Origin of the sequence: Paenibacillus tundrae, from assembly GCF_036884255.1 — a bacterium.
GTDB lineage: Bacteria > Bacillota > Bacilli > Paenibacillales > Paenibacillaceae > Paenibacillus.
Window position 1 is genome coordinate 1,004,104 of sequence record NZ_CP145605.1, and the last position, 20,431, is coordinate 1,024,534.

Sequence of the window (20,431 nt, forward strand, 5' to 3'; positions counted from 1 at the left end):
CGAATCGAATCAAGCGTCTCCTTAACCTAAACATGAAGAAATCTCTATACTCAACCTAAGAGTATAGAGATTTTTTTATTTAACCGGATATGGAAACATACATGCTCGCAGAATTTCATCCTTCTGTACTGTGGATCGTTCCCGCGGCGCTAATTCTTCTGCGTAGGAGCGTTCTAACTTGTCACGCATGAATGTCTCCGCATATTCATTAGGGCGAGAGTGGAAGTCTTTCGCGAAATCTCCGAATTGACTTGCATCACGCGCCTTTTCCAATACGCTGTTCAGTAAGGGGCTACCTGCGTAAAGGAGGGAATCGGTCTCGTTGCATTCAAACTTAAGATACATAATCGCTTTCTCCAGCGCGTTGATCTCCCCTTGGGTAAGATGAATTGGGCGGGTTGAATGCTCACCAAGTTCATTATGGTCGTCTCGTTCATGGTTACTGTTATCGAGTCCATCCGTCATTGTAGGCGTAGCCTCCTTATCCTTAAGATTGGGACGGGGGCGGAAGCTGGATAGGACGGGCAGCGAGTGCTTCTTCTACGATCTGCTCAGGAGACAGGTCTCGATCATCCCAGTAAATGAGATTGCTGATCTCTGCATAAGGTACCTGTTGCTGTAGCTCGCTTAACATATCATCTAATTCTGCCTCTGTTCCTTCCACGTTCATCAGCTTACGAACCCATTCGATCAGCTCTATACGAGTAACTTCAGTCATATGCACACCCCCATAAGGTTTATTCTTGTCATGGTTATCCATTAATGGAGCTCCACCAACTCAGATGTCACTCCACATGTATGGCGAGATTGCCAAACTGCTCTCCATTAGCCATACGTTCGAACGCTTCAACAGTATCCTGTAACGAATAGATCCGATCGATCACCGGATGAATGTCATGTTTCTCCAGCCATTGCAGCATCTGTACAAACTCTTCACGGCTACCCATAGAGGTTCCGATCAGGCTAACTTGTGGGAAGAAAATCGATCGAATCGGCAACGTCAGATCATCTCCTGAGCTTGCTCCATACATGACAATGCGTCCACCTGGTTTAATTATATCAAAATATTTCGGGAACATCGCTTGTCCGATGCTATCCAAAATTATGTCAACCGGTTCAAGATCGCCATAGAGTTGCCAATCTGCATGACTGTCTAATGCCTGAGAGGCACCCAAATGTAGAGCCTGATTTCTCTTCGCCTCGCTTCTTGAAGTAACGGTTACTTTGGCACCTGCGGCAACAGCCATGAGTAGGGCATAGGTTGCTACACCTCCGCCGATCCCCGGAATTAGAATATGTTCGCCCGGCTGAAGCGCACCACGAGTAAATAAGGCGCGGTACGCGGTCAAGGCTGAAAGGGATAACACACCTGCTTCCTCCCATGATAGATGAGAGGGTTTGGGCAAGACATTTCTCGCAGGTAGCGTAATATATTGTGCGAGAGTTCCAGGGGTAGGGTCACCTACAATATCAGGGACAGTAGGCACATCAACAGCATGCTCCCAATGAAGGGTTGGATGGATTACGACCTCGTCACCTACAGATAAACCATGCACACCTGTTCCGATCTCGACAACGATTCCTGCCCCATCCGATCCAAGAATGAGCGGCTCGTCCTGAGCGGTACGCGCTGCCATAATAAACAGATCACGATGGTTAATGCCAGCCGATTTCAATTGAATCTGTACCTCGCCATCCCCTGGTGCTCGGGCTGTTGTTGATGTGAATTGAAGACCTTGACGTCCGGTATGCTGAGCATGCATCATAGCTTTCATCTCTCTTTTTCCTCCTTGTGTATGGTATAACGTTGCGTATAGAGCCTCATTGTACAGATGGGAGAGATTCACGTAAAATGAACAAAAATGAAGGTGAATATCAAAAACGATGATAGATAATAAGCAGGTGATTAGGGCATGGATGCAGGAGATTTGAAAATATTTCAGGCGGTTGCCCGCGAAGGCAGTATCAGCAAAGCTGCAATAGCACTGAATTATGTGCAGTCCAATGTGACAACACGGATCAGACAGCTCGAAGAACAGCTGCAAACACCTCTATTTCGACGGTCTAATCGGGGAATGTCGCTCACGCCGGCGGGTGAGAATCTGCTCTTGTACGCAGACAAAATTGTCAGTCTGATCTATGAAGCGGAGCAAGCGGTGTTAATAGGGGATAAACCTGTAGGTTCACTTCGTCTGGGGTCGATTGAGACAGCCGTATCGAAGTTGCTAACTCCACTATTGGCGGAGTATCTTTCACGCTATCCGGATGTGCAACCCGCCCTGGCGACGGGTGGAACCCATGAGCTGATGCAAAAGGTCATTCGGCATGAGGTGCACGGCGCCTTCATCTATGGACCACAGAATATTCCCGATCTGAACTATATGAAGGTACTCGAAGAAGAATTGGTACTGATCGCAGAGCCTAGAACACAGGAATCATATGAACTCCAAGAATGGTTAAGCAAACCGATGTTATTCTTTGAAGTAGGCTGCACACATCGAGAGCAGGCAGAGGCATTACTCAGGGATCAAGGGGTACCAGCCATACAGGTTACCGAGTATGGAACGTTAGACAATATCATACATGGCGTCTCTGCTGGGCTGGGTGTATCTCTTCTGCCACGTTCCACGGTGGTTCAAGCGCAATCTAGAGGCGAAGTGCATATCTACTCATTGCCTGAGCCTTACTGCAGACTGGAAGTGGGGTTCATCTATTCCCACAGTGAGCATTTGTCAGGAGCCATGCGTGCCTGGTTATCATTGTTGAAGACAGACGAGAAGGGCAGTTAGTAAATAGAAGGAGTGAATAAAGAATGGAATCATCTCTAACGTTAGCTACAGCTTTTCAGGATGCGGAATATATTATCGGCGGTCATGGCAGCAGAAAGATTAAAGTTCTCCAAGAAGCATTCATGCATGTGGATGGAGAGCTGGCAAGTGACCACTATGGCAACGGTGCAGTCATCGATAGTTTTCAACAGCAGATGGCTGATGTGCTCGGTAAGGAAGCAGCTGTATTTTTCCCAAGTGGAACGATGGCACAGCAGATTGCATTGCGGATCTGGTGTGATCGCCAAGGGCTGAAACGAGTTGCGTATCACCCGCTGGCCCATCTGGAGATTCATGAAGAAGATGGGCTGAAGGAGCTGCATCAGATAGAAACCATTTTACTGGCAGATAAGGATCGGCTCATTCGTTTAGAAGATGTACAAGGATTGAATCAGGAGATTGCTTGCCTCTTACTTGAGCTGCCGCAGCGGGAGATTGGTGGGCAATTGCCAAGTTACGAAGAACTGGAGTCTATCTCAGCGTATTGTCGTGAACGTGGAATTAAGCTTCATCTAGATGGAGCGCGTCTGTTTGAGATTACACCTTATTATCAGAAGACACCTGCTGAGATATGCAGTCTGTTTGATAGTGTATACATATCCTTTTATAAGGGGATTGGTGGCATCGCGGGGGCGATCCTTGCTGGGGATACGGATGTGATGGAGGAGTCCAAAGTATGGAAACGACGTCACGGTGGCGATCTAATTGGCCTATATCCGTATATTCTAAGCTCGCAATACTACTATAACGAGCGAATTGGCAAAATGCAGCTGTATTACGAGCAGGCTCAGGAGCTGGCTGCCTTGTTGAACGCATGTCACGGCATACGTACATTACCTGAAGTTCCCGTATCGAATATGTTCCATATTCACATTGCACTCGCAGCTTCGGAGGTAGAACCTCTGCTTGTGCAGATGACGCAGCATTACGGGATAGGCATTACGTCATATTTGAACAAAACAAGCGGAAACAGCTGTGCCTTCGAACTCTCTATGGGTGATCGTTATGAGCACATACCACAGGCTAAGCTGCGAGCAGCGCTGACATGGTTGAACGAAGAGATGCAGAAGCAGTCGATGTAAACTAAGGATGAGATCATAAAGAGTAAAGAGTGGAATTGTTTCTTATCTTATTATCTTTTTCATTCGAGGAGGAGTCCGTATGACGTCAACTGAATTGGATTCCATTCGGGAGCTGTTGGTACAAGCTTATCAGACCACGATGGGTAAGGGATGCAAACCTGATACAGAACAGGACATGCAGGCTTTTGAGCAAAAGCATAACGTGAACATTCCCGCAGCTTATCGCGCGCTTTTACTTGAATTCGGTGCTTGCAACTTCGGTGATCCTGCCTTGTATTCGGTAAAGGAATTAGACTGGGCATATCCCGAGTTTCTGGAGGCATACCGCGAGTACAAGCTTGAATACGATCTTCCAGCGGAACTTGAGCCGTTTCCAATTGGCGGATTTGGTGAGGGGAGTATCGCTATACTGGATCAGACCTCTGGCAAAGTGTTAATGCTGGTTCATGATGCATATGAGCTTCCTCTAGAGGATGTTGCTGTTGATTTTGATGATTTAATGACGATGCTGGCAGAAGCAGCAATATGGGTTCAGGGACAGATGAAATCCATAGATGAGCAGGAGAGAGGCAATGGGTTCCGGTGAAATATGGACTGGTGTAAGTAGAGGTGATGGAGCATCACCTCTTTCCAGTTTCGATTCATTCGAGCCTAGGGTTCATTGCTTTTGGATGTATTTACGATAAAGGGCAGGGGTAATTTCCTCGAATTTCTTGAAGATTTTGATAAAATAACCTGATTCATTGAATCCCAGTTCATCACTAATCTGAGAGACAGGCATGTCGGTTATCTCAAGTAATTGCTTGGCCCATTTTATCTTGAGTTTAGCTAGATAAGTCGTGAAGTTCTCACCCGTTTCTTTGGCGAATAATCGACTAAAATAACTTGGACTCAGGTGACAGAGCTCAGCCATATGTTTCAACGAAACCTGCTCACTTTTGTGACCATGAATGTATTCAAAGGCGGGCTGTAACACCGGATTAGCAGTCTCGGCTTCATTAGGGCTGGTTTTCAGATAAGCATCTGCAATCGCATTAGTCATTTCTTTTTTGATGGATTCAATATTACGAATGGAATACCCCGGCAGGATGGTCGCGAGGTTCAGTGATTGCTGATTGCCGGAGGCCTTCTCGAACATTTCCACCAGCAGATTTTTGTTTAGTGCTTCCTCTACTATATAGTTGCAGAGCAGAGACAGCATATTCGAAATTTTCACAACCTCTTCATAGGTCATGACGGGTAACTGGTCATACTCTTCCTGTAACTCTTTCAGCTTCTCAGCATGCATCGGTACATTCTTGGAGGTCACGATCTGTTCCAGATCGGTGCCTTTCTCCGGGTCAGCCAGCTTAACTTGTCCAGCCATGACAGCCCCAATATATTTTCCATCAATCGTGATGGGAATCGCAATATCTACAATGTTGAAATGACATAGATATACATAAGGTTCATTCAATCGAACAGCTTCCAGACCGCCGCGTGAGTCACATTTTTGGCAATAGGGAAGTAGCTCGGGATCTTTGCGTACACTCTGGCAGAACGCCTGACAACTGCTGTGACTGGTCACGGGAATCCCTTTGTAATCCACGGTTAAGATAGCTAGTTTCGTCACGGTGGCAAGTGAGTCCTGTAGCCGCTTCCATTTGGTTAGGTCAAGAATTTTATTAATATGCAAGTATTCCTTAATCATGGTGAAACCTCCATAGCAGGCTGGATCAATACGGTATGTCGTCCTACGTTATGTTCTTGTTTGAATCAGTTATATAAGTTAACTAAACTTTTTACACGAGAACGGAGAGGACAGAAATAACGTGAAGAAGCGAAGCGTGCGCCTAAAAGCTTTCTGAAAGAAAGCTACCTCGAAAGCATAGACTATCACCGTTTTTCCCTTTGAAGAAGGGAATGCAAAAAAAATCTGGGGATAACAGCGATCGGAAGGTTATTCTGTCATCGGAGTGGCAGGTGTAAACATTCTTTAGTTGAACTTATATTCATACGGTGAATCAAAAATGGACTTATTGAACAACCTCTAAAAGTTAGGAATTTGTACATATTAAAATGTAATGCCTGTGGGTAATGTATAAAAAGCCCATGACAATAAGATACCATGATTGTAGTAAAAAGCAAAAAAATACGATTGCAAATTATAATAATTTGTTATCAAAATCCACTGTAAACCTCACATACCTGATATATATTTATATTATTGTGAGTCATTTAAAATTTTATATGTTGAATTGAATGGTTAATCCATTAAATATTTTATAGGAGGTTTTCTACTATGAGAAAAGCATTTATCAGCCCAACGAAATATGTACAAGGTGAAGACGAACTACTTAACTTGGGGTATTTTGTAAAATCATTCGGGGACTCCGCGCTCTTGATCGCTCACCCAGATGATGTACAACGTGTCAAAGCGAAGCTGGATGCAACAGCTGAGAAATTCAATATTACGTTTGTTGAAAGCGGTTTTAAAGGCGAATGTTCCCGCGAGGAAGTTGCTCGTCTGCAAGAGATCGCAAAGGAAAAAGGTTGCGACTCTACGATCGGTCTTGGTGGTGGTAAAGCGATCGATGCGGCCAAATGTGTAGCAGAAGGCGAAGCCTTGATCATCTGCCCAACGATTGCGGCAACGGACGCACCAACAAGTCACTCTGCTGTATTGTACACACCAGAAGGCGCATTCGATGATTATGCATACTTCAAACAAAGCCCAAGTGTTGTGCTTGTAGATACAACGGTTATTGCCAATGCACCAACACGTTTCCTTGTTTCCGGTATGGGAGATGCACTTTCTACGTATTTTGAAGCAAGAGCAACAGCTAAATCCTATTCTCGTGTGAACGCGAGCCTACCGATGGGATCACGTGAAGGATATACACCTTCTGCTGTAGGTACCAATGCAGCACTTGCACTAGCGAAGCTATGTTATGAGATGCTTCTTACTGACGGTGCAAAAGCTAAAGTAGCTAGTGATAGTAATGTGGTAACCCAAGCACTGGAGAACATCGTAGAGACGAATATTCTGTTGTCTGGTCTTGGATTCGAGAGCGGTGGTCTGGCTGCAGCACATGCGATCCACAACGGTCTGACTGTTCTTGAAGGTACACACCACTACTTCCATGGAGAAAAAGTATCCTTCGGTACCATTGCCCAGCTTGTGCTTGAGAATGCACCAACCGAAGAGCTGCACGAAGTGATGGACTTCTGCCTTGCTGTAGGACTACCTGTAAGCCTGGCGGATATCGGTGTAGAAACAATTACGCAAGAAGAACTGATCCAAGTAGCAGAGATTGCTTGTATTCCGGAAGAATCCATTCACGCAATGCCATTCCCAATCACAGTTCCTGAAGTGGCCGCTGCCATCGCAGCAGCTGACCGAATCGGACGGGAGTACAAAGCTCGCCAGGAGGCAAAATAATGAAAAAAATTATAAACCAGGCTGAGAATGTTGTAATGGAAATGTGCAACGGGATTGCGCTTGCGCACCCAGAGCTTGAGTTTCTGAAGAAATACAAAGTCATCAAGCGCAGAGAGATTAATGCGGATAAAGTTAGCCTGATTAGTGGCGGCGGTAGCGGACATGAGCCGGCTCACGCAGGTTATGTAGGTAAAGGCATGCTGGATGCGGCTGTCTGTGGAGATGTATTCGCATCCCCTTCACAGATTCAGGTATACCAGGCGATCAAAGCTACCGCTAGCAACAAAGGTACGCTGTTGATTATCAAAAACTACAGTGGCGACATGATGAACTTCAAGAATGCGGCTCATCTGGCAGAGGAAGACGGCATTAACGTACAATATGTGCGCGTTGAGGATGATATCGCAGTACAGGATAGCTTGTACACAGTAGGACGCCGTGGTGTTGCTGGTACTGTACTGGTTCACAAGATTGCCGGAGCAGCGGCAGAAGAAGGCCGCAGTCTGGATGAAGTGAAACAGGTTGCTGAGAAGGCAGCGCAGAACGTACGCAGTATCGGGTTTGGCTTCACTTCATGTACTGTACCAGCGAAAGGTACTCCGACATTTGAAATTGCGGAAGATGAGATGGAGTTCGGCGTGGGAATCCACGGTGAGCCAGGGATTCGTCGGGAGAAAATTGTGTCTGCGGATGAACTCGCAGGACGTATGGTGGAAGCATTGCTGGCAGATATGAAGCTGGACAATGACGCTTCTGCGGAGATTGCTGTGCTTGTGAACGGATTTGGCGCTACACCGCTACAAGAATTGTACTTGCTGAACAACTCCGTTCAACGTGAACTTGCAGGACATACAGGTCTGAAGGTTGCTACAACGTTTGTAGGCAACTATATGACCAGTATCGATATGGCAGGTGCTTCGGTAACCATCCTGAAACTGGATGATGAACTGAAAACGTTGTTGTTCCAAGAAAGCGATACGCCTGCGTTCAAGGTCTCCGGTGCGCCGGTTGCCCAAGTAGCGTATTCTGAAGCACTTGAAGCAGTTGTGAGTGAGGATGCTCCAGTATCCTTCGAGGTTGAGACACCTGCAACGTCTGCGGTAATCAACAACAATCAGTTCTCCCTCGATAACGTCGTGTACCTGATCGACAAAATGGGTGAGATCATCATCAAGAATGAAGTACCGTTCTGTGAGCTGGATTCTCATGCGGGCGATGGTGACTTCGGGATGAGTGTGGCCAAAGGCTTCCGCCAGTTGAAACGTGAATGGAATCATATCATTAACGAAGAGAAAAAGGACATCGGTTCATTCCTTGATGCATGTTCATTGGTTATCATGGAATATTGCGGCGGAGCATCCGGCCCGATCTGGGGTTCGGCATTCCGTGCGGCTGGCAAAGCTGTAGGCGATAAGCAGCAATTGAGTGTGGCTGAATTCGCTGAGATGATTCAAGCTGCAGTTCAAGGCATTCAGTCCACTGGCGAACGCTCCTTCGGACGTGGTGCGGTTGTCGGTGACAAAACCTTGATTGATGCGCTTGTACCTTGTGCTGATTCTTGGACACAAAGCGCTGATTCGGGAGACGACTTCAAAACGGCATTTGCCAAAGGTGCAGCAGCAGCGGTCGAAGGTGCGAAGAAAACGGAAGACATCGTAGCTCGCATGGGTCGTGCAGGTACGGTTGGTGACCGTAGTCTAGGATACCCTGATGCTGGTGCGTATGCATTGGGTGTTATTTTCACTGAATTGTCTGAGTCGATGAAATAAAATGTTGTGAAATGTCAGATAATCTCAACGATAAATATAAATTTTTGAATAGGTTTACCACAAGGGAGTATCACATCGTGATACTCCTTTTTGGTAGTGAAATGCCGTTCTTTAAGGAAGTGAATGGGTACATATCATGTGAAAAGAAGAGACGATTATAAGTCTGTATTCATAATTTCGCCATATATTACAGGTCATGGGCTGTTGAAAATGCTCGCTAAGTTGGTATAATGAGACCTATTGATATTGATAATCACTATCATTTGTTTAAATTGTAACTCAGGAATACAGAACAAAGGGGTTCGGGATTCATCGTGAATTGATCTCTGAGGATTTAACATGATAATGATTTCATCCAAATGACGCTACTTATGGGTCATACATATTTAACCTAGGGGGATACAAATGAGAAAATCTATTTCTAGAAAATTCATGTTTATGATGGTGGCAGCTTTGGCGTTGGTGCTCGCGGCATGTTCCAGTAATGAAGCTACGAATTCGAATGCAACGAGTACAAATGCAACAGACACTAGTACCTCAACAAGTGCGGCGACTCCTGCTACTCCTTCCACAGTTGAAATTACAGATGCACATGGAACGGTAACTGTTCCTGTAAACCCAACAAATGTCGTTGCTCTAGATAACAGAACGTTTGAGACATTGGCGAACTGGGATGTTAAATTAGCGGCTGTCCCGAAGGATGTTATGCCTGGGAATTCACCATATGTAGCTGATGAAGCTGTACAGAATATCGGTAATCATCGCGAACCAAATCTGGAGTTGCTGGCATCAATCCAGCCTGACCTTGTTATTGTTGGTCAAAGATTCTCAGGATTCTATGAAGATATCAAAAAATTAGTGCCTAATGCAGCAGTAATTGATCTTACTTTTGATGTTTCTGCTGAAGCCGGAACACCTGGAGAAAACCTGGTTAACGGATTCAAAGATACAACGACGAGCTTAGGTAAAATTTTCGATAAAGAAGAAGAGGCTAGCCAACTGAACGCTGAATTCGATAAATCTATTGAAGCAGCAAAAGCGGCTTATAATGGCAAAGATACAGTGATGAGTGTAATTGTTTCTGCAGGGGATATCGGTTTTTCAGCTCCTCACTCTGGTCGTGTATGGGGGCCATTGTATGAAATCTTCAATTGGGTACCAGCTCTAGAAGTTGACAAGTCTTCTGCTGATCACCAAGGTGATGATATTTCCGTTGAAGCTATTGCTCAGAGCAATCCGGATTGGATTTTCGTACTGGATCGTGATGCGGCTATTTCTTCCGATGAAGCTTCTGTTCCTGCTCAAGACGTTATTGATAATGCACCTGCTCTCAAAAACACAACGGCGATTACTAAAGGACAGATTATGTATGCTCCGAACGACACGTACACGAATGAATCCATCGAGACATTCATTAAAATCTTCAACAACCTATCAGAAACTTTAGCGAAGTAGTAAAAGGAGTATGACGCAGTGCTGAAAAACTGGATACCAAAACTAGCTGGGGTTGAGAATTCTCAACCCCAGCGTCATAACCGTAAGAAGCTCTGGACGATCCCTTTTATCATCGCCATCACGGTGACAGCTATTCTAGCGATCCTATCGCTGTTTACTGGCGTTTATGATATCAGAGGACAAGCGGATGGCATGGAGATGTTCTTCATCACTCGTGTACCTAGAACCATTGCCTTGATGCTCACTGGAGCCGCAATGGCCATGGCAGGACTGGTCATGCAGTTGATTACACAGAACCGTTTAGTAGAACCTACCACCACAGGAACGATGGAATGGTCAGGTCTCGGACTTTTATTTGTTTATCTATTATTTCCTGCTCCAACGCTAGTGCTCAGAATGACAGGCGCAATCATTTTTTCTTTTGTAGGAACAATGATTTTTTTTGTTTTTCTAAGAAAAGTTAAGCTTCGATCATCTTTAGTTGTGCCTATTATTGGGATGATGCTGGGAGCAGTCATTTCGGCATTTTCAACGTTTATCGGACTTGTTTTCCAAGTGACGCAAAATATCGAGAGCTGGTTTGTAGGCTCTTTTTCGCCTGTTCAGATTGGTCGGTATGAGTATCTATGGATTATTATTTTGCTCACTATACTTATCTTTATATTTGCTGACCGGTTGACTCTGGCTGGACTTGGGGAAGATGTCGCTACCAGTCTCGGCGTAAACTATAACAGAATTATTCTTATTGGCACGGGTCTCATTTCTCTAGCTGTTGGTGTTGTTGCGGCTGTTATTGGAAACTTACCATTCCTAGGGCTAATTGTCCCCAATATTGTTTCCATGTTTAGAGGGGATGACCTTAGGAGTAATTTGCCATGGGTGTGCGTGTTAGGGATGGCTACCATCATTGTATGTGATATCCTGTCTCGCATCATTATTATGCCGTTTGAAATACCTGTTTCTATGATCCTTGGAACGGTGGGAGCCGTTGTATTTATTGCTATTTTGCTAAGACAAAGGAGGTCAAAAAGGAGGCTAAGATGAGCGAATTAACTAGTAGTAATCCACTAAATGTCGACATCGACTCTAGCCGACCTCCCCGAAAAAGATCAGCTAGAGCCTTTCGTACCAAGAAGGAAGAAAAGCGTTATTGGATTTTGCTGATAACATTGATTGTTGTGGGTCTTTTATCATCGTTTGGACTACTGGTGTATAACAATCCGGTTCCAGTAACCTCCCCATCATTCATACCTGTTGTTACAAGAAGGGTGGTAGCCCTTGTTGCCATGCTTATGGCTGTAATTTGTCAAAGCTTAGCAACGGTTGCTTTTCAGTCGATTACGAATAACCGAATTATCACTCCGTCACTCTTAGGTTTTGAAGCTATTTACTCCACCATTCATACAAGCACGATCTTTTTCCTTGGTGCTGCGGCGTTTGTGAATTTTAGTGGTGTAGATGCCTTTTTATATCAGATTGCTGCTATGGTCTTGATGTGTCTAATCCTCTACGGATGGTTGCTCTCTGGGAAGTACGGCAATTTACAACTCCTGCTTTTGGTCGGTATTATTATTGGAACGGGGTTAAGGTCTGTATCTTCTTTTATGAGAAGACTTCTGTCACCATCTGAATTTGATATTTTGCAAGCAAGAATGTTTGCTTCCGTCAATAATGCAGATGCTGCCTATTTCCCGATTGCCATACCAATTGTTATCGTTGTAGCGATCCTTCTGCTTGCGAATGCCAAGCGACTTAATGTATTGTCGCTTGGTAAGGATGTCTCAACGGTTCTGGGCTCTAAACATCAAGTAAGTGTCATGTATACCCTTGTTCTTATTTCCATTTTGATGGCTGTATCAACCGCTTTGGTTGGCCCACTTACTTTCTATGGATTTTTAGTTGCTACGTTGAGTTATCAAGCAGCACAGACCTATGATCACAGATACGTGTTCCCGATGGCTCTTGCTATAGGCTTTGTAATCTTAACGAGTGCGTACTTTATTATGAATCATATTTTCCATGCGCAAGGTGTTGTCTCCATTCTTATTGAATTGATTGGTGGACTAACATTCTTAATTGTTATTTTAAGGAAGGGTTCTTTATGATACAGATCGATAATGTCAAAAAATCCTATGCAGCCGAGGTAGAAATAGGCCCTTTGGATATAAGCATCCCCAAAGCCGGTCTTACTTCATTAATCGGACCCAACGGAGCGGGAAAATCAACAACGCTTCTGATGATCGGTAGGCTTCTGAATTTGGACGAAGGCCAGATTAAGATTGCCAATATGGATGTTTCCAAATCGAAGTCCAAAGACTTGGCCAAAATTGTAACGGTGCTGCGGCAAGAAAATCATTTTGTCACAAGACTAACGGTAAGACAGCTTGCCGGATTTGGGCGTTTTCCTCATTCGAAGGGAAGACTAACAGATGAAGATGAAGCGATTATTTCCAAATATATTGATTTTCTAGACTTAACTGATCTGGAAAATAGATATTTAGACGAGCTTTCCGGTGGCCAACGACAGAGAGCATATGTAGCTATGGTTTTGTGTCAGGAGACAGAATACGTACTTTTGGACGAGCCTTTGAACAATTTGGATGTGGCTCGCTCTGTACGGATGATGGAGCATCTGAGGTATGCAGCTAATGAATTTGGACGAACCATTCTGACGGTTATGCATGATATTAATTTTGCCGCCAAATATTCGGATCGAATCTGTGCGATGAAGCATGGGCAGATTGCTGCGTTTGGAACAGTGGATGAGGTTATGGATCCCGAAATTTTAACAGATATTTTTGAGACCAAAATTGAAATTATCGAGGGCCCATATGGACCAATAGCAATTTATTAAGTGCAGGATGTATTTGATGTATTTAAGGTAGTTAAATTAAAAGAGTTCTCAGAAAGTAGAGTGATTATTCCACTCTACTTTTTTGTATAAAGAGGGCGAAATTTGGCTTGCTTATGCCAAATAGTGTAATCTGGAGAACAGATAACCCACTTTGAACGAGAAGGGAACGGAACTATACAATGACAGATAAACTTTATTACAACTCAGCATATACACATGAATGGCATACACAGATTACAAATAGAGCAGACAAGGAGGACGGCACCTACGTCACATTAGCAGAGACTGCTTTTTATCCGCATGGCGGCGGACAACCGTGTGATCTAGGACAGATCGGCGGCATTGCTGTTCTTGATGTCAATCTTGAAGATGGAGAGGTATGGCATAAGCTAGAGCGCTCACCTGAACAAGTGGACGTGGACTGTGCGTTGGATTGGCAGCGTCGATTCGATCATATGCAGCATCATACTGGACAACATTTACTGTCAGCGATCACCCTGAAGCTTGCGGATGCGATGACGCTCAGCTTCCATCTGGGAACGGATTATGCCACGATTGATGTGGCGGCAGAATCACTCAGCGTGGAGCAACTTGCAGCCATCGAATATGAGGTGAATCAGCAAATTTATCGTAACGCACCAATCCATACATCCTGGGTAACTGCAGAAGAGGCAGCACGTCTACCCTTGGTGAAGCAGCCGAGCGTTACTGAAGATATTCGGATCGTTGAGATTGAGGGTGTGGAATATAACGCGTGTGGTGGCACACATGTGTCGGCAACGGGGGAGATTGGATTAATCAAGCTGCTGAAAACCGAGAAGGTGAAAGGTGGTATCCGGATTTATTTTAAATGTGGATCGAGAGCATTGAACGAATTCACCGCAACACAGCAAGTACTGAACGGCTTAACGACGAAATTGAAGACGAGCAGGGACGAGCTGCTGGAGCGCATTGAGAAAATGGAACAGGAGCAGAAGCTGCTGCAGAGCGAGCTAAATGCGGTAAAAGCAACGAATGATGATTATTATGCGCAGGAACTGCTCGCAGCGCGAGAAGGGCTGGTCATCGCTCAGGTATTTGAGGACAAACCGCTTAAGGATATGCAGAGTCTTGCGACCAAGCTTACAGCAGAACATGAGGGCTTGGTGCTCTTCGCCAGTATTTCAGAAGCTAAGGTGGTTCTAGCGCAGAATGGACAACCGCCGGAATGGGCATGTGGCCCATTCTTCAAAGGCAATCTTGGTGCGTATCAAGGCAAAGGTGGCGGTAGTGATAAAATGGCTCAGGCGGGCTTTGCGAACAGCGAAGATGCGATTGCTTTTTACGAATTCACGAAGGAGCAACTGGGTCATCACTAAGCGAAGCTTGGATTGGGGAGAGGTCTAATGACAGAACGTATTCCTTGTCGTCGAGAGGGGTGCAGTAACACCATTTTGCCCGCAACAGCAGCCAAAACAGATGGCATCTGCATGCCATGTAAACAAGAAATTGCGCGGGAGGAGCACCGCCAATATATCGAGGCGAATCGGCGGGATGTGAACTTGTATGAAGGTATGACTGATCCTGTTGAGATCCTGAAAATCATGCATACACATCATGTCCGCAACGAATTAATCCGTTATATTCCGTACGGGCAGTCCAAAGAGCAAGTGTTTCTGTCTTTGTCAGCAGAGCAGCAGCTTATGATGGTAGATTACGCAATGGATCTCATTCGTACAGAAGATGCGGATACAGGCAAAGATATTCTGGTAGCACTTGTCTGTTATCATGGGACTTCGTTATCCGAACAGATTTCAGAGCTGTTGGCTCATGAGATCTATTACCCTGCAATTCTGTATAAGAGTGCGAGCCCGGAAGTGCGAGATCAATTGCTACAGCAGGTGAATACAGATGATGAGAATCGTAATCTCCTGTTGCTGATGCTTGCGTATATTGGGGATGATGTCGTTGTACAACAATTTCAGCAATGGAAGGAATCTCCCCCGCCTTGGGCGAATCAACTGTATGTAGCTCCTGAGCAGTATGCGACAGAGGCTGGTTGGGAACTGACCACAGAAGGTAAGCGTAGAATGTTGTTCACAACACCGAGTTATTCTTTATTTGTCGTGGATGAAAAGGAGTCTGCTACCACTACTTCAGGCGGAGAGCCGATCTCCATGTTAGTTAACAGCTCGGATTGTTGTCCTTGGTGCAGTCGAGAATTAACCGTTCTGGTTAGTTTAGATGCTCATCATCCAGCACTGCGTGAGGTGTCATGGAAAGCCGAGAAACTTCAAGTCCAGACTTGTATGAGTTGCAGCTGTTATGGGGTAGTTTACATGGAGATGAGCGCTGAAGGTAAACCCGTCTGGAGCACGCATAACGTGATGCCTATGGGCGTGGATGAGATTGATGCAGAAGATCACGATGCGTTTACACTAGATACAGCTCCTCATTATCATATCGCAACCCAACCGCGTAACCCTTACCACGGCAGTGAGTGGGCAAACGAACCGTCACTGTCGCAAATAGGCGGACATCCGGGATGGGTTCAGGATGCGGAATACACAACTTGTCCGTCCTGTTCTACCCGTATGAAGGCGGTCGGGCAGGTGAATGGTGAGGAACTGGCGGAGTATGGAGAAGGCATGTATTATATGCTGCTATGTGAGCCGTGCCAGATGACGGGGGTAACGTATCAGCAGAGCTAAAGTCTCCGTTTGCACCGGTATGAAACTACATCATCGTTATGGTCTGGGTTAATGGTGAATAGGATATAGGATACGGAGTCGCGTACGGAACGCATGGATGAAAGTTTTATGGATAAGGTTTTATGAGTAGCAGAGTAAAATCGTAAAAAACGTTCAGGCAATGAGCCTGGACGTTTTTGGTATGTTTTGTGTATTGATATGGATCAGTAATTAAGGTGAGAGCTCTGCTGCGAGGGCTTCCCACTCGGATCTCAGAATGCCCATCATTAGACGATCATATCGCTTGCCATCCCGATAAACTGCTGAGCGGATGCGACCCTCCAGTTGAAAGCCTACCTTTTCGTAAGCACGAATGCCCCGGGCATTATAGGAGATCACATCAAGGCCAACCCGATCTAGATTTAATTCATGGAATGCATATCGAAGAATCAGCTTCAACGCTTCTGTACCATATCCTTTGTTGCGATGTTCAGCAAGTCCAATACCTATCGCAAGCTGCCCGCAGCGGTTATTCCATTCAATGCTATGAATAACGACAAAGCCGATCAGTTGTTCATCCTCTTGGGTACGTAGCCGAAAATATACTTCCTTATCTTTCGTTTCGCCTTCTTCCTCAAGCTGTTTCTCCGAATAGGGAATCGCAATATCCGTATCTACGTTACGCAGATATTCAGGATCTTCGTTCCACAATAGCATTGTCTGTACGTCTTCTGTGCGGGGAGGGGTCATTTTTAGACGCTGGCTGTAAAATAGATTTTCAGTTGATAGTGTCATGTTAATCTCCTTCAGATCTCAATTTAAGTTCGCTTCACCTCAGAACAACCGTTAGCTATATGTATTGTACGCAATATGCCTCGCCCCTTTAGAGATCAGATAGGCTCATCATAATGAAAATTACAGGGTGATACAACACTCGATCTAGAGAACCTTCATAATAGCCTTGTCAGGAAACCTGCCATGAGAGTAATATGAAATACAGAAGATTAACGATTATAGATCATACTTAACATTAACGTAGGAGTGGTTATAGTGGAGATTCGTGTAGATGATTTGAGTGGGGCACAAGTGATTGGACTAATTGCAGAACATTTACAAGGAATGGCGGAGGACTCTCCACCAGAAAGCATTCATGCCCTTAATCTAGACGGCTTGAAGAAGCCGGAGATTACTTTTTGGTGCGCATGGGAAGATCAGGAGCTTCTCGGCTGTGGGGCAATCAAGGAACTGGACAAAGAGCACGCAGAACTCAAATCGATGCGAACTGCTAAAAATCATTTACGTAAAGGTGTGGCAAGAAATATTCTTGCTCATATTATTGAAGCTGCCATAAGTCGTGGATATAAACGGATCAGTCTAGAGACTGGCTCCATGGATTCATTCATCCCAGCTCGCAAGCTGTATGAAGATTTCGGCTTCACGTATTGTGAGCCTTTTGCAGATTATATTCTGGATCCGAATAGTACATTTATGACGAAGGAACTGTAGTACAAGTTGGAGAGTATTTAAACGTTCATAGCATTAAAAGTATTCAGAGTATTCAGTACATTCTATTGATAAATATAAAGAAACACTTGAAGAACAGCATTCTGTAGTTGCAGAGGATGCTGTTCTTTGGCTTGTATACGGCACCGTCTCTACAGGGAAAGGAAGCGAAAGAGCTGCAATGCAAGTTATGGTGAGAATGTATCAAAAGACACATAGTTGCATTGCAAACTAGATTAAGATGACAGTATACACAAGTAACTAATGTTCGCCATAAAGAATTGAATGAAATTCCCATGCAGATGTTCTGTTCTGAGGTATGGACTATAGGGTATACTGAAAATTATATTTAGGTAGACTTGAACCAAATAATCACAGACGTGTTTTACATCAGGAGGACTGGAATTGGCTCAGACAGAAGGAACATTACAGAAGAAACTCAAACCAAGACACATTAGCCTGATGGCGATGGGTGGTGTCATTGGAACTGGAATTTTCAAAGGCAGCACCGAAACGATTGGACTAGCAGGGCCTGGGGTCATCGTGACCTACATTTTCGCCGGATTGTTACTGCTCGTTGTCATGGCAGCTATGGCGGAGATGGCCACTGTCTATAAGAATCGGAATATGAAAGACTTTGTACAAGAAGCGTTTGGCAGCAGAGTATCATTTGTCATGGGATGGATGTATTGCTTCCTATGGTTATCTGTATGTGTAATTGAAGTGATCGCAGCGGGTAGTTTTCTGCAATATTGGTTCCCAGACGTGCCATTATGGCTCATGAGTCTGGCATGCGCTGCGTTTATTATATCCGTCAATTTTCTGAGTGTAGGCGTGTTCGGAGAATTCGAATTCTGGTTAGCAGGGATCAAAATTGCGATGATTATTGCTTTTATTTTCCTAGGTACTGCGCTAATCTTCGGCATTATTCCGAGTGATAACACACCTTATTTGCAAAATTATACGCAATCGGGTGGCTTCTTCCCTAATGGTTGGGGCTCAATCTTCTCTGCTCTGCTTGTTGTTATGTTCTCCTATGGAGGTTCAGAGCTGATTGGACTAACATTGACGGAAACGGAAAATGCAGATTGTGTACTGCCCAAGGTGGTGGGCAATTTCATGTTAAGAATTATTCTGTTCTTCACCTTGCCTATTCTCATCATCTGTGGCTTAATTCCGTGGAATGAGCTTGGACCAGAAAGTAGCCCGTTTGTACAGGTGCTCGCTTCGACTGGGCTACCAGGTGCCGCTCATATTATGAACTTCATTCTGGTTACGGCTGTCTTATCAGCTGCGAACTCTGGGATCTATGGTGCATCCCGGATGATGTATTCGATGGCGGTCGGCGGTGAGGCTCCCAAAGCTTTAGCGAAGACCAATGCGAACGGTAGCCCGATTAACACCTTGCTCGTGTGCAGTGTCATTTTGTTAGCTGGATCATTGCTGGGGCTGTTTGCACAAGATCAGCTATTCAGTGTGCTACTAGCAGTTCCTGGATTTGTGGTAATTCTGGTGTGGATCTGCATTTCTTCATCGCAATTGAAGTTGCGTAAGCAGTATCCCGTGCAACCTTCCTTCAAGGTGTGGGGATTTCCTTATATCACAGGTGCGACAACCCTATGTCTGGCCGTAATTGCAGTGATGTTTATTTTCGATGCAGGCAATCGTTTCAGTATTAGTGTCTGTCTCTCCGTGCTGGCGTTTCTTATCATCTGGTCTTTGGTTCGATTCCGTAAGGCAGATGGGAAACAGGCGAAATAACGGACTGCATCTATAGGTCGCATGTAGATCGGATAGAGAAAAAGGTTTGAGAATTAGCAGAATTAAATATTGCTTAATTAAGAAGAAGAAGACATCTCAGTGGTTATGCTGGGGTGTTTTTTTGTACATGGAGGTATACTTGCATATATAGATTTAGATGAGAAGAAAGAAGGGAGGATTGCACACAATGAAGAATTGGGCTGTCGTTAGAAGGTTATATCCCCACATAGAAGAAGAGGTAACTCTTGAAATGAACGGAGTTGAATTTACAGGGTTTGCTACTATCTGTCCATATCCTATTGAAGTGGGACGTGCTTACCCCGTATCCATTGGGATTACAATATTAGATGATGTCATTATTCAGGAGCTGCACGAGCCTAAGAAAGAGTTAGAACGGATTGATTCAGGATTCGCTTATAACATTCGAGGTGTGATACAAGCAGACTCTTTGGATGCGGGGATCGTCCTAACCGATGAAGAGTTGTTCAGAGACTATGCTTATTTAATAGGTACATACGTTGAGTTGAAAGTAGATCGAATTAGCGTTGAATTTCTGGCGAGTAAATCATTTATTAAATTTTGAGGTGAAGGTAATGTACTTGAGAGAAGCGGTATCTCGAAGCAGTAATATTGATTGGAGTTTAGTAGGGACGGTAGTATCACCGGAGGATGAGAGATTGGCATATGAGTTTTTTAGGAGAATGGCTTCATTTTTTCAAAAAGAAAATCTAGTGCCTGTTTCACCTAAATTTGCTGATATTGCTCGTTTATTAGGTGGTGAAAAAGAGCTAGTAGATATTACAACGATTTATAGCCAAGAAACCATAGAATACATGAATAAGTTTTCTGGTATAGAATTGTTTTGTAATTTTTATCTGAAATTAGCTAGCTATATAGATGATCATCTGGAATACTCTGAGTATATTCATGTATATGAACCGTTGTTAAGAATACTAGAAAGGAAAGGAGCATTTGTATTTAGAGTGAATGAACTAGAGATAATTGGGGGTGGTCATTTCCCTCTCGGAGGATGGTATGAGAGATTTTTAAATAAGCCATCGTACGATATAGAAAACTTATAAATCTAAA

General features: G+C 44.5%; 20 protein-coding genes. 15 read left to right on the forward strand and 5 right to left on the reverse strand.

Annotation, left to right across the window (positions count from 1 at the left end):
* Positions 1-75: 75 nt before the first annotated feature.
* The 3 genes from V6W81_RS04380 to V6W81_RS04390 all read right to left on the reverse strand — a co-directional run bounded on the left by V6W81_RS04380 (position 76) and on the right by V6W81_RS04390 (position 1,775).
* Complete coding sequence (locus tag V6W81_RS04380; RefSeq protein ID WP_338541735.1) at positions 76-465, reverse strand: hypothetical protein; 390 nt, start codon at positions 463-465, stop codon at positions 76-78.
* 22 nt (positions 466-487) lie between these two features.
* Positions 488-718, reverse strand: a complete 231-nt coding sequence (locus tag V6W81_RS04385; protein WP_338541737.1) for a hypothetical protein — start codon at positions 716-718, stop codon at positions 488-490.
* A 67-nt stretch (positions 719-785) separates the two neighbouring features.
* Positions 786-1,775 carry a quinone oxidoreductase family protein gene (locus V6W81_RS04390; protein WP_338541739.1) on the reverse strand — a complete coding sequence of 330 codons (990 nt, stop codon included), beginning with the start codon at positions 1,773-1,775 and terminating at the stop codon, positions 786-788.
* Between the two features lie 138 nt (positions 1,776-1,913).
* Here V6W81_RS04390 and V6W81_RS04395 point away from each other — a divergent pair, with 138 nt between their 5' ends.
* The 3 genes from V6W81_RS04395 to V6W81_RS04405 all read left to right on the forward strand — a co-directional run bounded on the left by V6W81_RS04395 (position 1,914) and on the right by V6W81_RS04405 (position 4,496).
* Positions 1,914-2,789, forward strand: coding sequence for a LysR family transcriptional regulator (locus V6W81_RS04395; RefSeq protein WP_338541741.1), 876 nt, complete (start codon positions 1,914-1,916; stop codon positions 2,787-2,789).
* Positions 2,790-2,812: 23 nt separating this feature from the next.
* The gene (locus V6W81_RS04400; protein WP_338541742.1) at positions 2,813-3,910 is read left to right on the forward strand and encodes a threonine aldolase family protein; all 1,098 of its coding nucleotides are present in this window, start codon (positions 2,813-2,815) and stop codon (positions 3,908-3,910) included.
* A 79-nt stretch (positions 3,911-3,989) separates the two neighbouring features.
* On the forward strand, positions 3,990-4,496 hold the full coding sequence (locus V6W81_RS04405; protein ID WP_338541743.1) for an SMI1/KNR4 family protein: 507 nt from the start codon (positions 3,990-3,992) through the stop codon (positions 4,494-4,496).
* A 72-nt stretch (positions 4,497-4,568) separates the two neighbouring features.
* Here V6W81_RS04405 and V6W81_RS04410 read toward each other — a convergent pair whose 3' ends face one another.
* Positions 4,569-5,600 carry a PocR ligand-binding domain-containing protein gene (locus V6W81_RS04410; protein WP_338541744.1) on the reverse strand — a complete coding sequence of 344 codons (1,032 nt, stop codon included), beginning with the start codon at positions 5,598-5,600 and terminating at the stop codon, positions 4,569-4,571.
* 591 nt (positions 5,601-6,191) lie between these two features.
* Here V6W81_RS04410 and V6W81_RS04415 point away from each other — a divergent pair.
* The 8 genes from V6W81_RS04415 to V6W81_RS04450 all read left to right on the forward strand — a co-directional run bounded on the left by V6W81_RS04415 (position 6,192) and on the right by V6W81_RS04450 (position 16,099).
* Positions 6,192-7,331: a glycerol dehydrogenase gene (locus V6W81_RS04415; RefSeq protein ID WP_056695150.1), complete on the forward strand. Its 1,140-nt coding sequence runs from the start codon at positions 6,192-6,194 to the stop codon at positions 7,329-7,331.
* Positions 7,331-9,100, forward strand: coding sequence for a dihydroxyacetone kinase subunit DhaK (gene dhaK / locus V6W81_RS04420; RefSeq protein ID WP_338541745.1), 1,770 nt, complete (start codon positions 7,331-7,333; stop codon positions 9,098-9,100). Before V6W81_RS04415 ends, dhaK begins: the two co-directional genes overlap by 1 nt.
* A gap of 405 nt (positions 9,101-9,505) precedes the next feature.
* A complete protein-coding gene (locus V6W81_RS04425) occupies positions 9,506-10,555 on the forward strand; it encodes a siderophore ABC transporter substrate-binding protein (protein ID WP_338541746.1) in 1,050 nt (349 codons plus the stop codon).
* 18 nt (positions 10,556-10,573) lie between these two features.
* Positions 10,574-11,599: an ABC transporter permease gene (locus V6W81_RS04430; RefSeq protein ID WP_430701049.1), complete on the forward strand. Its 1,026-nt coding sequence runs from the start codon at positions 10,574-10,576 to the stop codon at positions 11,597-11,599.
* The gene (locus V6W81_RS04435; RefSeq protein WP_338541747.1) at positions 11,596-12,660 is read left to right on the forward strand and encodes an iron chelate uptake ABC transporter family permease subunit; all 1,065 of its coding nucleotides are present in this window, start codon (positions 11,596-11,598) and stop codon (positions 12,658-12,660) included. Before V6W81_RS04430 ends, V6W81_RS04435 begins: the two co-directional genes overlap by 4 nt.
* Positions 12,657-13,409, forward strand: a complete 753-nt coding sequence (locus V6W81_RS04440) for an iron ABC transporter ATP-binding protein (RefSeq protein WP_338541749.1) — start codon at positions 12,657-12,659, stop codon at positions 13,407-13,409. Before V6W81_RS04435 ends, V6W81_RS04440 begins: the two co-directional genes overlap by 4 nt.
* A 179-nt stretch (positions 13,410-13,588) precedes the next feature.
* Entirely contained in the window at positions 13,589-14,767 is a 1,179-nt protein-coding gene (locus V6W81_RS04445) for an alanyl-tRNA editing protein (RefSeq protein WP_338541750.1), read from the forward strand.
* A 27-nt stretch (positions 14,768-14,794) separates the two neighbouring features.
* Entirely contained in the window at positions 14,795-16,099 is a 1,305-nt protein-coding gene (locus tag V6W81_RS04450) for a DUF1963 domain-containing protein (RefSeq protein WP_338541751.1), read from the forward strand.
* Positions 16,100-16,309: 210 nt separating this feature from the next.
* On the opposite strand, the gene V6W81_RS04455 is transcribed toward V6W81_RS04450, so the two are convergent.
* Complete coding sequence (locus tag V6W81_RS04455) at positions 16,310-16,873, reverse strand: GNAT family N-acetyltransferase (RefSeq protein ID WP_338541752.1); 564 nt, start codon at positions 16,871-16,873, stop codon at positions 16,310-16,312.
* A 255-nt stretch (positions 16,874-17,128) separates the two neighbouring features.
* Here V6W81_RS04455 and V6W81_RS04460 point away from each other — a divergent pair, with 255 nt between their 5' ends.
* The 4 genes from V6W81_RS04460 to V6W81_RS04475 all read left to right on the forward strand — a co-directional run bounded on the left by V6W81_RS04460 (position 17,129) and on the right by V6W81_RS04475 (position 20,424).
* Positions 17,129-17,584, forward strand: coding sequence for a GNAT family N-acetyltransferase (locus tag V6W81_RS04460; RefSeq protein WP_338541753.1), 456 nt, complete (start codon positions 17,129-17,131; stop codon positions 17,582-17,584).
* Between the two features lie 459 nt (positions 17,585-18,043).
* Positions 18,044-19,342, forward strand: coding sequence for an amino acid permease (locus V6W81_RS04465; RefSeq protein ID WP_338543938.1), 1,299 nt, complete (start codon positions 18,044-18,046; stop codon positions 19,340-19,342).
* Positions 19,343-19,529: 187 nt separating this feature from the next.
* Positions 19,530-19,925, forward strand: coding sequence for a hypothetical protein (locus V6W81_RS04470; RefSeq protein ID WP_338541754.1), 396 nt, complete (start codon positions 19,530-19,532; stop codon positions 19,923-19,925).
* A gap of 16 nt (positions 19,926-19,941) precedes the next feature.
* Complete coding sequence (locus V6W81_RS04475) at positions 19,942-20,424, forward strand: hypothetical protein (RefSeq protein ID WP_338541756.1); 483 nt, start codon at positions 19,942-19,944, stop codon at positions 20,422-20,424.
* Positions 20,425-20,431 lie beyond the last annotated feature (7 nt).